The 11198-nt window shown below is 68.4% G+C and carries 8 protein-coding genes and 1 tRNA gene; 5 read left to right on the top strand and 4 right to left on the bottom strand.

The genetic code is table 11. The features are described 5' to 3' along the window. The first annotated feature begins 331 nt into the window (after positions 1–331). The 5 genes from ABIA71_RS15035 (at position 332) to ABIA71_RS15015 (ending at position 8595) form a co-directional block, all read left to right on the top strand. Positions 332–3685: a TonB-dependent receptor gene (locus ABIA71_RS15035; RefSeq protein ID WP_354286221.1), complete on the top strand. Its 3354-nt coding sequence runs from the start codon at positions 332–334 to the stop codon at positions 3683–3685. A gap of 61 nt (positions 3686–3746) precedes the next feature. Further along, positions 3747–4331: an RNA polymerase sigma factor gene (locus ABIA71_RS15030; RefSeq protein WP_354286219.1), complete on the top strand. Its 585-nt coding sequence runs from the start codon at positions 3747–3749 to the stop codon at positions 4329–4331. After that, positions 4315–5316: a FecR family protein gene (locus ABIA71_RS15025; protein WP_354286217.1), complete on the top strand. Its 1002-nt coding sequence runs from the start codon at positions 4315–4317 to the stop codon at positions 5314–5316. Before ABIA71_RS15030 ends, ABIA71_RS15025 begins: the two co-directional genes overlap by 17 nt. Positions 5317–5330: 14 nt before the next feature. Beyond that, complete coding sequence (locus ABIA71_RS15020; RefSeq protein WP_354286215.1) at positions 5331–7139, top strand: amidohydrolase family protein; 1809 nt, start codon at positions 5331–5333, stop codon at positions 7137–7139. Beyond that, positions 7123–8595 (top strand): amidohydrolase, encoded by a 1473-nt coding sequence (locus ABIA71_RS15015; RefSeq protein ID WP_354286214.1) that lies wholly within the window; start codon positions 7123–7125, stop codon positions 8593–8595. Before ABIA71_RS15020 ends, ABIA71_RS15015 begins: the two co-directional genes overlap by 17 nt. A gap of 16 nt (positions 8596–8611) precedes the next feature. Here ABIA71_RS15015 and ABIA71_RS15010 read toward each other — a convergent pair whose 3' ends face one another. The 4 genes from ABIA71_RS15010 to ABIA71_RS14995 form a co-directional block, all read right to left on the bottom strand. Further along, positions 8612–9151 carry a lipocalin family protein gene (locus ABIA71_RS15010; protein ID WP_354286212.1) on the bottom strand — a complete coding sequence of 180 codons (540 nt, stop codon included), beginning with the start codon at positions 9149–9151 and terminating at the stop codon, positions 8612–8614. A gap of 204 nt (positions 9152–9355) precedes the next feature. Then, positions 9356–9655 carry a hypothetical protein gene (locus ABIA71_RS15005; RefSeq protein WP_354286210.1) on the bottom strand — a complete coding sequence of 100 codons (300 nt, stop codon included), beginning with the start codon at positions 9653–9655 and terminating at the stop codon, positions 9356–9358. A gap of 90 nt (positions 9656–9745) precedes the next feature. Beyond that, a tRNA-Phe gene (locus ABIA71_RS15000) sits at positions 9746–9821 on the bottom strand. A gap of 200 nt (positions 9822–10021) precedes the next feature. After that, positions 10022–11197, bottom strand: a complete 1176-nt coding sequence (locus ABIA71_RS14995; RefSeq protein ID WP_354286208.1) for a YbfB/YjiJ family MFS transporter — start codon at positions 11195–11197, stop codon at positions 10022–10024. Between the last annotated feature and the right edge of the window lies 1 nt (position 11198).

Here is an 11198-nt window from a genome sequence, read left to right as displayed (position 1 = left end):
CGTGTGGGTGTGCGGGACCCTCCACCGCATGGATGCGGTGGCGGAGCTTACATGGACGTACTTGCAGCGTGTCCCGCACACCCACACGCCCCGGCCCAGCCCAGCGCAACACGCACACCAAGGCTCTGGCTCTGGCTTCGGCTCCGGCTCTCAAGAGCTTTAAAAGCTTCGAATAAAAAACCAAACCCACCCCAACCCCGTAAAGTCAGAACGGAACAAAAGCGCGGCGAACACCGAAACCCAGTGGCGGAACACGCACGCCGGTGCATCTGGATTGTTCAGGGGGGTACGAAACATCGCCGCTCATGTTCACTTTCACGGGGAAGTATCCATGCGTTCGTACAAGTTGCAGCCGTTGGCCCGCGCCATCCGCGGAGGCCTGATGGTGTCGGTGCTGGGCATGGTCACGCCCGCCCTGGCCCAGCAGGCCAGTTTCGATATTGCCGGGGGGCGTATCGAAGAAGCACTGCCCGAGTTTGCGCGCCAGGCCGGCATCCAGATCATCAGCCCCGCCGCTGGCGACGGCGGCATCGCCGTATCCGCCCTCAAAGGCCAGATGGACGCCCGCCAGGCCCTGGCGCAACTGCTCGCCGGGACCGGGCTCAGTGTCGCCTCCGATGATGGCCGTACCATTACACTGCGCGCCGATCGCCCGCTGCTCGCCTCGCTGGGCGGCAGCGCACTGCTCGCCGCGCAGTCCTCGGCCACCACCGTCGCCCCCGAGCCAGCGCCGCAGGATGCCGCGCGCAGCGCCCCGGTCACGCTCGACTCCGTCACCGTCGTCGGCACCCAGATCAAGGGTGCCAAAAGCGCCGCCCTGCTGCCCGTGGCCACCCTGCAGGCCGAACAGATCGAAGCCACCGGCGCGGTCTCCGGCGACGAGCTCTACCGCTCCATCCCGCAGATGGGCGATGTCTCCTTCAGCGGCACCAACGGCGGCAACAGCTCCAACTATGCGCGCGGCGACATCGCCTCGGTCAACCTGCGCGGGCTCGGCGTCGGCAACACCCTGCTGCTCATCAACGGCCGCCGCACCGTCGTGCATCCCACCAGCCAGGCCGACGGCAACCTCGTCCCCGTGCTGACCTACAACGCCAACACCGTCCCGGTGGCCAACCTGCGTCGGGTCGAAGTGCTGCTTGACGGCGCGGCCGCCATCTACGGCACCGATGCCGTCGCCGGCGTGGTCAACAACGTCCTGCGCGACGATGTGGACGGCGGCACCATCAGCGTCCAGCGCGGCATCGGCGAAGGCACCAACCTGCGTGACATCGGCATCAACGGCCTGGTCGGCAAGAACTCGCAGGACCTGCGCAGCAACGTCACCCTGGCCTTCAACTACTACGCCACCACCGGCCTGAACTCGCTCGACCAGGACTGGACGCGCAGCGCCGACCGCGCCCCCGACTTCGTCGGCACCGCGTTCGACGGGCTGAGCGGCACCGACAACCGCAACAGCAACAGCCCGTGGGGCAACTTCACCGCGATCGGCCCGCGCGTGCGCCAGGGCAGTACCTTCCTCACCACCGCCGCGGGCGCATTCCACGTGCAACCGCTCACCAACGAGGGCTGCAACGCCACCATGGCCGAGGGCGTGTGCGTGCAGTCCGGCAGCAAGGCCACCGCCGGTGCCGACCGCAACCTGCTGGACAACCAGCAGGCCCAGTTCCCGCTGTCCATCACCCCCGACGTGCACCGCGTCAACCTGTTCCTGACCGGCAAGCATGACTTCGAGAACGGCATCACCGCCTTCGGCGAGGCCGGCTGGTACCAGTCCAAGGCACGCAGCCTGCAGTCCGGCGTGAACACCATTGCCGCGCTGCCGATGACCGTGGCCGCCAGCAATTACTGGAACCCGTTCGGCGCCAGCACGCTGCCCGACGGCAGCGCCAACCCCAACCGGCTGGCCAACCTCAACGTGGCCGCCGGCGGCATTCCGGTCAGCATCAGCAGCTACCGCTTCGAGCGGCCCACCCAGATCGACGTCAAGAACACCCAGGTGCGTGCGCTGGGTGGCCTGCGCGGCTTCCATTTCGGGTTCGACTGGGAAACCGCGGCGCTGTATTCCAGGGCCAAGGTTGTCGACACCCAGGACGCGGTCAGCATGACCCTGTTCCAGCAGGCGCTGACCGATGCCACCTCGGCCGCCTACAACCCGTTCTGCGGCGGCTGCAACGACTACGCCAAGCTCGACCGGTTCTTCTACAAGGCCACCCGCAGCAGCGAGACCGAGCTGTACCTGTGGGACCTGAAGGCCTCGCGCCCGGACCTGTTCCGCACCTGGGCCGGTGACGTGGGCATGGCCACCGGCCTGGAAGTGCGCCGCGAAACCCAGCGCGACGACCGCGATGCGCGCGTGGACGGCAGCATCACCTATACCGACAGCATCACCGGCATCAGCTACCCCAGCGACATGTACGGGGTGAGCCCGACCCCGGACACCGAAGGGTCGCGCACCGTGGCCGGGCTGTTCGCCGAGTTCTCGGTGCCGCTGGTCTCGCGTGAGATGTCCATTCCGCTGGTACGCGCGCTGGACCTGCAGGTGGCCGGGCGCGCCGAGCACTACAGCGATTTCGGCAGCGTCACCAAGCCCAAGCTGGCCCTGGGCTGGACCGTGATCGACGGGCTTACCGTGCGCGCATCCTGGGCCAAGGGCTTCCGTGCGCCGAACCTGGAGCAGGTCAACGCCACCGTGGTCAGCCGGTCCAATACCCGCACCGACTACATCCAGTGCGAAGCCGACGTGCGCTCAGGCGCGCTGGCCTCGATCAATGCCTGTGGCAGCACCTACCGGTCCTCCACCACCGCGCGGCGCTCGGGCAACCCGGACCTCAAGCCGGAAACCTCGACCAACACCAGCGCCGGCATCGTGTTCCAGCCGCAGTTCATCCCCGAGGACTTCGGTCGTTTCACCTTCGCGGTGGATTACTACAAGTACGAACAGGAAGGCATCATCGGCCTGTTCGGCGAAGGCAACGGGCTGATCCTGGACTACCTGCTGCGCCAGCAGGGCAGCAGCAATCCGAACGTGGTCCGCGCCGCGCCCACCGCCGATGACATCGCGCGCTTCGCCGGTACCGGCCTGGATGCCGCCGGCAAGGTGCTGTATGTCACCGACCAGTACGTCAACATGCAGCCGCAGACCGTGCGCGGGGTGGACTACAGCGTGGCCTGGAGCTCGCCGGACACCCGCATCGGCCGGTTCGACGTAGGCATCAACGGCACCCGCCTGATCGAGTTCTACCGCGACCGCTCGCCGGCGCTTCAGGCGCTGGAAGATGCCAAGGCGACCGGCCTGGTCGATCCGTCGATCGCCATCACCGGCGGCGGCGACCTGATCGGCGACGGCGGCAACCCGCAGTGGAAATGGAGTGGCACGCTCACCTGGCGGTACCAGAACCTCAGCATCGGGGCGAGCGCACGCTATGCCAGCAGCTACCACGAAACCAGCCTGACCCTGGCCGATGGCACGCCGTGGACGGTGAAGTCGCAGACGCTGGCCAACGCCTACGTCAAGTACGACTTCAACCGCGAGGGCCTGTTCAACGGGGTGTCGGTCAAGCTGGGGGCCAACAATATCGCCGACAAGCGGCCACCGGTCTCCGATGACAGCTATGGTTACTCCTCGGCGGTTTACCAGGCGTACCCGCGCTACTGGTATGCCAGCGTGACCAAGGCGTTCTGATCCGCAGGTGGTTCCTTACATCGCTGCCCGGTCACTGCCGGGCAGCGCAGCAGGAGTTCAAATGGGCGCAACAGTGGCAGCAGAGCGTGCGTTGTGGTTGGCCGAGCATGTCCTGCCGTGCGAGCGGGGCCTGCGCGACTGGCTGCGGCGGCGCATGGCGCAGGCGCAGGACGTGGACGATGTGGTGCAGGAAACCTACGCGATCCTGGCGGCGATGGCCGACGTATCGCACGTGCGGCAACCGCGGGCCTACGTCTACCAGGTGGCGCAATCGGTGGTGCTGCAGCAGTTGCGGCGCGCCCAGGTGGTATCGATTGAAATGGTGGCCGAGTTCGACCGGCTGCCGATCACCGGTGAGGACGCCTCACCGGAACGGCTGGCGTCTTCGCGCCAGGAACTCAACAAAGTCACCGCGCTGATCGCGCAGTTGCCGGACAAATGCCGCCAGGCGTTCATCCTGCGACGGGTCGAGGGGTTCTCGCAGCGCGAGATCGCCGAGCGCATGCAGATCAGCGAAAACACGGTGGAAAAGCACGTGTGCAAGGGTATTCGGTTGTTGATGGAATCGATGAAACAGGATGCGGGTGATGCAGGGTCCACAGGGAAACCGGACAGCACGGAGGCAGTTCATGCACGGCACCGCTGATACCAACCCGATCGACGACCAGGCCGCCCAGTGGGTGGCGCGCGAGGATCGCGGCGCGCTGGCGCCGGACGAGGTGGCCGAGCGTGACCGCTGGCTGGCGGCCGACCGCCGCCATTTCGGCGCTTACGCGCGTGCCCACGCGGTGTACGCGCGCACCGGTCGGGCGCGCGCGCTGGGCAGCGCCGACCGCGTGCCACACACCCGCGTGCACGGCCCACGGCCGCGGCTGCAATGGGCCATGGGACTGGCAGCCACGCTGTGCCTGCTGGCGCTGGGCGTGCACGAACACAGCGATGCCGGCGACTACCACCTCACCCGCAAGGGCGAGATCCTGCGGGTGCCGCTGGCCGACGGCTCGGCGGTCACCCTGGATTCGGGCGCGGCGGTGCGCGTGCACTACACCGACGCGCGTCGCGAGATCACGCTGCTACGCGGCGAAGCCTTGTTCGACGTGGCCAAGAACCGGGCCCGCCCGTTCGTGGTGACCGCGCGCGATACCGCGGTGACCGCGGTAGGCACCAGTTTTTCGGTGAGCCTCAACGAACAACGCACGCACGGGGTGGAAGTGCTGGTGCGCGAGGGCATCGTGGATGTGGCCACGGCCACCGGCGCGGTTGCCCCGACCCGGTTGCAGGCCAACTACCGCGCGCTGGCCAACCGCACCCATGGCATCCGCATCGAGAGCGTTGCCCATGATGACCTTGACCAGCAGCTGGCATGGCGCGAGGGCATGCTGTCATTCAATGGCGACACGCTGTCGGTGGCCGCCGCGCAGTTCCAGCGCTACAGCGATGTGCGCATCATGATCGACGACCCGCTGGTGGGCAGCCGTCGCATCGTCGGGCTGTACTCGGCCAATGACCCGCTGGGCTTTGCGCGCAGCGTCGCGCTCAGCCTCGGCCTGGAGGTGGACCAGCAGGGCAACGACGTCTGGCTGCGCACGCCGCACAACGCCTTCCACAGCGCGCCGCGCTCACTGCAATGAACCGGGATGCCCGAATGACTGCCACTGTTTCGCGTGCGCGCCCGTTGGCGCTGCTGACCGCCCTGCTGCTGGCCAGTGGCCAGGCCTGCGTGGTTGCCAGTGCCGCCGACAACGACGTGCTGATCCGCAACGCCATGGTCTTCGACGCCACCGGGCGTGCGCCCTATGCGGCCAGTGTCCTGGTGCAGGACGGGCGCATCGCCGCCATCGGCACCGCCCTCAAGGCGCCGGCGCATACCCGCCAGGTGGATGCCAAGGGCCAGGCACTGCTGCCGGGCCTGTTCGACCTGCACACCCACTGGACCCCCAACGCCGAGCCGTCGACGCTGCCGCAGATCGCCACCCGCTATCTCGACGCTGGCGTCACCACCGTGAGCGATTTCCACCAGCCGCCGGAGGCCTATGCGCCGCGCCGCGCCTGGCTGCAGCGCATCGCCGCGCCGGATGTGAAGTTCGCCGCGCGCATGAGCACGCCGCTGGGCCACGGCGCCGACTGGGGCGATGAGAACACCACCCGCTGGGTCAACTCGCCCGAGGCGGCCACCGCGGCGGTGAAGCAGGTGGCGGCCTACAGGCCGGACTTCATCAAGGCGTTCACCGACGGCTGGCGCTACTCCAACGCGGCCGACAACAGCAGCATGGACGAGGAAACCCTGACGGCTCTCGTGGAAGAGGCGCACCGCCAGCATCTGCGCGTGTTCACCCACACGGTGATGGTCAAACGCGGCAAGACCGCCGCGCGTGCCGGGGTGGATGCGCTGGCGCACAGCGTGCAGGACGGCCCGGCCGACGCCGAGCTGATTGCGCTGATGAAGCAGCACGGCACCCGCTATTCGCCGTCGCTGGCGGTGTACCTGCCCGAGCGCGTGGATGGCAGCGGCAAGGCCCGCGCCGGCACCGAGGCCTACCGCCAGCGCGAGGCGAACTTCGCCAATGCCCTGCGCAACGTCAAAACCCTGCACGATGCCGGCATTCCGATCGTGCTTGGCACCGATGCCGGCATGACCGGCACCCCGCACGGCACGTCCACGCTGCGCGAGCTGGAGCTGTTCGTGCAGGCCGGGCTGACCCCGACCGAGGCCCTGGTGGCCGGCACCCGCGCCAGTGCCGAAGCACTGGCCCTGGAGGATCGCGGCAGCATCGAGGTGGGCAAGCGCGCCGACCTGCTGCTGGTCACGGGCAAGCCGTGGGAACGCATTGGCGACATCCGCAACACCCGGCAGGTCTACGTGGCCGGTCGGCAGGTGGTGGGCAAGGGCGTGCAGCTGCCGGCAGGCAACCGCGCCACATCGCTGCCACCGCTGCGCATCGACGCGCTGGTGGATGATTTCGAGCGCGCCGACCAGCGCACCGCGCTGGACACGCTGCGCAATGACGATGCCGACGGTGGCAACGACCGTACCGTGCAGGTCACCGACGTGATCGATCGCGATGGCGGTGGCAAGGCGCTGTCGATGCAGGCCCGGCTGTCGAGCAAGGACGACGCCTACGCAGGCGTGATCCTGCCGCTGACGCGCGGTTCGGTGGCACCGGCCGACGTGCGCGGCTGGAAAGGCGTGCGCGTGGATGTGCGCGGCGACGCCAGCGTGCGCCTGGAAGCACGCGGTCTGCAGGGCCGCCGCTGGGCCGCGCCGGTAGCGACCACGGGCACGTGGCAGACCGTGGACATTCCCTTCCACGCGTTGCAGGGGCAGCCGCCGTACCGCGCCAAGGGGCCGTTGCCCGCCTGGCAAGGCGATGACGTGCAGCAGCTGGTGTTCACCGGCACCGGCGCTGCCGGCACGAAGATCTGGTTCGAGATCGACAATGTCCGGTTCTACTGACGTGGTGTGGCGTCACGCACGGGGTGCGCTGGCGATGTTGGCCTGCATCGTGGGCGGGCCTGCACTCGCCGCCGATGCCTCCCATGACGTGCTGGCGGCGGTGGATGCCTACGCCACGCGACAGGCCGAGGTGGGCCAGCAGCTGTGGGCACAGCCGGAACTGGGCTACCTGGAAACCCGGTCATCGGCACTGCTGCAGGACGAGTTGCGCGCCGCCGGTTTCCGCATCGAGGCCGGCGTGGCCGGCATGCCCACCGCGTTCGTGGCCCGCTACGGCAAGCGCGGCAACGGACCGGTGATCGCCCTGCTGGCCGAGAGGGATGCGTTGCCCGGCATGTCGCAGGCCGCGCTGCCCACGCGCCGCCCCATTCCGGGCCAGGACGCGGGACAGGCCTGTGGCCACAACCTGTTCGGGGCCGCGGTGGTAGGCGCCGCGCAGGCCGTGGCGCAGTGGCTCGCGGCCAGTGGCCACGACGGCGAGGTGCGCGTGTATGGCACGCCGGCCGAGGAGGGCGGCAGCGGCAAGGTCTACATGACCCGCGCCGGCCTGTTCAATGACGTGGACGTGGCGCTGCATTGGCACCCGGCTGCGGCCAACTCCGCCGCTCAGGGCACCAGCCTGGCCAACATCAGTGGCAAGTTCCGCTTCAAGGGCATCGCCGCGCACGCCGCGCTCGCACCGGATCGCGGGCGCTCGGCGCTGGATGGCGTGGAAGCGCTCAACCACATGGCCAACATGATGCGCGAGCACGTGCCCGACGGCACCCGCATCCATTACGTGATCAGCAACGGCGGCGCTGCGCCGAACGTGGTGCCCGATGCCGCCGAAGCGTATTACTACGTCCGCCACGTCGACCCGGCGGTGGTGCGCGATGTGATCGAGCGGCTGCAGCTGGCCGCGCGCGGTGCGGCGATGGGCACCGGCACCGAGGTGGTGTTCGAACCCACCGGCGGGGTGTATTCGCTGCTGCCCAACGATGCGTTGGGCCGCGTCATGCAGGCCTCGCTGCAGCAGGTGGGCGGCGTGGTGTATGACGCGGCCGACACCGCGTTCGCCACCCAGCTGCAGCAGACCCTGCAGCAACGACCTGCCCTGGCCACCGCGGCCACGCTGGAGCCGTACCGCGACGATCAGGCCGGTGGCGCCTCCACCGATGTGGGCGACGTGAGCTGGAACGTACCCACCGTGGGCCTCAGTACTGCTACCTGGGTGCCCGGCACCCCGGCACACAGCTGGCAGGCGGTGGCGGCATCGGGGGCACCGATCGGCGCCAAGGGAGCGCTCACTGCGGCGAAGGTGTTGGCGCTCACCACGGTGGCGTTGTTGCAGTCGCCACAGACGGTGACGGCGGCGAAGAACGAATTCGCACAGCGGCGGGGCGCGCAGTTCCGTTATGTGCCGCTGCTGGAGCGCACCGCACCCCCGCTTGACTACCGCGTGCGCGCGAAGGATTAGTCAGGATCGGCGCCGCTCAATCCAGCGGCGCCATCACTTTCAACGCGGCCAGGTCGTAGCCCATGGCTTCGGCCTTGGCCTTGATGCTGTCGAACTGCGTGGCGTCCATGCGCGGCGAGCGCGACAGGATCCACAGGTATTTGCGGGCCGGGTCGCCCACCAGTGCCCACTGGTAGTCCGGGTCCAGCGCGATCACCCAGTAGTCGGCCCACACCAGCGGCACCCAGGCCAGCCAGTCGGGCACGAAGCGCACCTGCAGCTGGCCCGGTGCACCCTCCACCGGGCGTGCCACGCCTTCGGCCGCGATGCGCTCGCCATCGGCGGTGCGGCAGGCGTTGTGCACGCTGATGCGACCGTCACCGCGCAGCGCGTAGGTGGCCGTGATGTCGCCCACGCACTTCTTCTGGAACGACACCGGCAGGTGTGCGATCTCATGCCACTGGCCGGCGTAACGGCCCATGTCCAGGGCGGGCACCGAGCGCACGGGTTCGGCCGCCCACAGCGACGTGGCTGCAGACAGGAGAAGCAGGGCAAGCCACGGGCTGAGCAGGCGCATCGACGGCACTCCGGAACGGTCGACCGAGCTTAGGGGCAGGGCAGGGGCAAGGTGTGAAGTTTCTGTCATTTGCGGGTGCGCCCGAACGGCACCTTGATAGACGCGACGGCCAGGAGGACGTATCGGCCCCATTGGGCTGGCGGCGATACGCGCAGTGCGGACATCGCTTCTGACACGTTGCGTTTGAGTCCCGCGCAGTTCGATCTAACGGCTGCGGACGAAAGCTTTCATGGTTGCCTGCCAGCGCACGTCATCCGATCTGAAGTCCAGGCGCGCGCCGTCGCTCGCGCGGGTGACGTAGTGGAGGTCTGCCATGGTGTTCACGTCGCCCGGGTGCGACGGCAGCCAGAACACCAGCGTGTCCGTTTTCGCCGACCACTCCTGCACCAGGTCCCACTCGATTTCCTTGCGGACGATCTCGAACAGCTCGGCCGTGTTGCTTACGGTCCAGCCGGCATCGTGCAGGTGCGCCCTCAGTTCGATCATCCAGTCGCGCGCGTGCATCTGCGTCCTCGCAGGAAAGGGATCCGTGCAGATTCCGTACAACCGCACAAAGAAAAAGAGCCCGCATTTCTGCGAGCTCTTCTTGAATTATGGTGGCCGAGGACGGAATCGAACCGCCGACACGGGGATTTTCAATCCCCTGCTCTACCAACTGAGCTACTCGGCCACTTCATCGCTGCGTTGCCGCTGGCGAGGACGCGAATAATACGGAGGTATGCAGGGTTCGGCAAGCGTTTCGCGAAAAAAATTTCACATTTGTTGCCAGGCCTCGCGCGAAGGCCTGCAAGTGCTTGATCTGGCGTGCCCATGCGCGGCCGCCGTGCGCATGAACATCGGTTCAGTCCGCACCTCGCGCGCTGCGCGCAGTCAGTGCGTGTCGTCGGGCATGCACCACAGCAGCACGATGCCGATGACCATGATCACCGCGGCCAGCAGCAGCGATGCCTGGTAGGAGCCACTGTCGCGGGCGAGGGTGCCGGCCAGTGCCGGGGCCAGGATCTGCGCCACGCCGTAGCTCAGGGTCAGGTTGGCCATCGCCTTGGCGGGGTTACGTGGGTAATGGCGGCCGACCACGGTGAGGGTGAGGCTGACGATGCCGGCGAACGTAAGGCCGAACAGCACGGCGCTGCCCAGCCCGGCCAGCAGCCCATCATCCAGCAGCGGCAGCACGAACGAGACGGCCTGCAGCGCGAAGGCCAGCATCAGCGCGCGGATCAGCCCCATCCGCGCCGCCAGCCGGTCCCAGGCGAAGGTGGAGGGCACCGCGGCGAGCCCGACCAGCACCCATACCGCGCTGCCATGGCCGCCAAACGCAGGGGTCTGTTCCAGGATGGCCACGATGAAGGTGGCGCTGACCACGAAGCCGACGCCGGCGCAGAAGTAGGCGGCAACCAGCAGATGGCGCCAGCGCCGTCCGGGCGGGGCAGGCACCGCGCCCGTGGCCTGGGCCGGTGCGGTCCCCGGCGCAGGCATCCACGCCCAGGCCGGCACCAGGACCAGCAGCCCCAGGGCAGCCAGCCACATCCATTGGCCACTGGAACTGGCCTGCCCGGCCAGCGCGGCGGTGGCCAGCCCGGATACCACGATGCCCAGTCCCAGCCCGGCAAAATGCAGGCCCAGCCGCGGGCGCAGACCCTGTGCCAGCAACCAGTTCAGCACCAGTCCCGAGGCCAGCAGCAACCCGGCCGTGCTGGACAGACCCGCGACGAAACGCAGCACACCCCACAGCCACGGCGTGGTGGTGAGCCCCATCAGCCCCGTGGCCAGCACCGCCAGCACCAGGCCCACCCGGTAGAAGTGGAACTTCTGCCGCATGTCGCCCACCCGCGCCACCAGCAGCGTGCCCAGCAGGTAGCCCAGGTAGTTGAAGGTGGCCAGCCAGCCACCCTGGGCGGCGCTCAAGCCGGCGTCCACCCGCATCAGCGGCAGCAGCGGGGTATAGGCGAAGCGGGCCAGGCCCACGGTAAGCACCAGCGCGCAGACGCCGGCACCGATGACCTGCCAGGGACGACGTGCGGGCGCAGCAGGGACGAGGACAGTCATG

The organism is Stenotrophomonas sp. 2619, from assembly GCF_040548725.1.
In the GTDB taxonomy this organism is placed as follows: domain Bacteria; phylum Pseudomonadota; class Gammaproteobacteria; order Xanthomonadales; family Xanthomonadaceae; genus Stenotrophomonas; species Stenotrophomonas maltophilia_AP.
The sequence above is the reverse complement of the archived record's forward strand: the minus strand, read 5'-3'. Positions and strand labels throughout refer to the sequence as shown.

Bases quoted from the DNA above. Each gene is read 5' to 3' on its own strand.
- ABIA71_RS15035 (WP_354286221.1), top strand. From the start codon at position 332: ATGCGTTCGTACAAGTTGCAGCCGTTGGCCCGCGCCATCCGCGGAGGC.
- ABIA71_RS15030 (WP_354286219.1), top strand. From the start codon at position 3,747: ATGGGCGCAACAGTGGCAGCAGAGCGTGCGTTGTGGTTGGCCGAGCAT.
- ABIA71_RS15025 (WP_354286217.1), top strand. From the start codon at position 4,315: ATGCACGGCACCGCTGATACCAACCCGATCGACGACCAGGCCGCCCAG.
- ABIA71_RS15020 (WP_354286215.1), top strand. From the start codon at position 5,331: ATGACTGCCACTGTTTCGCGTGCGCGCCCGTTGGCGCTGCTGACCGCC.
- ABIA71_RS15015 (WP_354286214.1), top strand. From the start codon at position 7,123: ATGTCCGGTTCTACTGACGTGGTGTGGCGTCACGCACGGGGTGCGCTG.
- ABIA71_RS15010 (WP_354286212.1), bottom strand. From the start codon at position 9,151: ATGCGCCTGCTCAGCCCGTGGCTTGCCCTGCTTCTCCTGTCTGCAGCC.
- ABIA71_RS15005 (WP_354286210.1), bottom strand. From the start codon at position 9,655: ATGCACGCGCGCGACTGGATGATCGAACTGAGGGCGCACCTGCACGAT.
- ABIA71_RS14995 (WP_354286208.1), bottom strand. From the start codon at position 11,197: ATGACTGTCCTCGTCCCTGCTGCGCCCGCACGTCGTCCCTGGCAGGTC.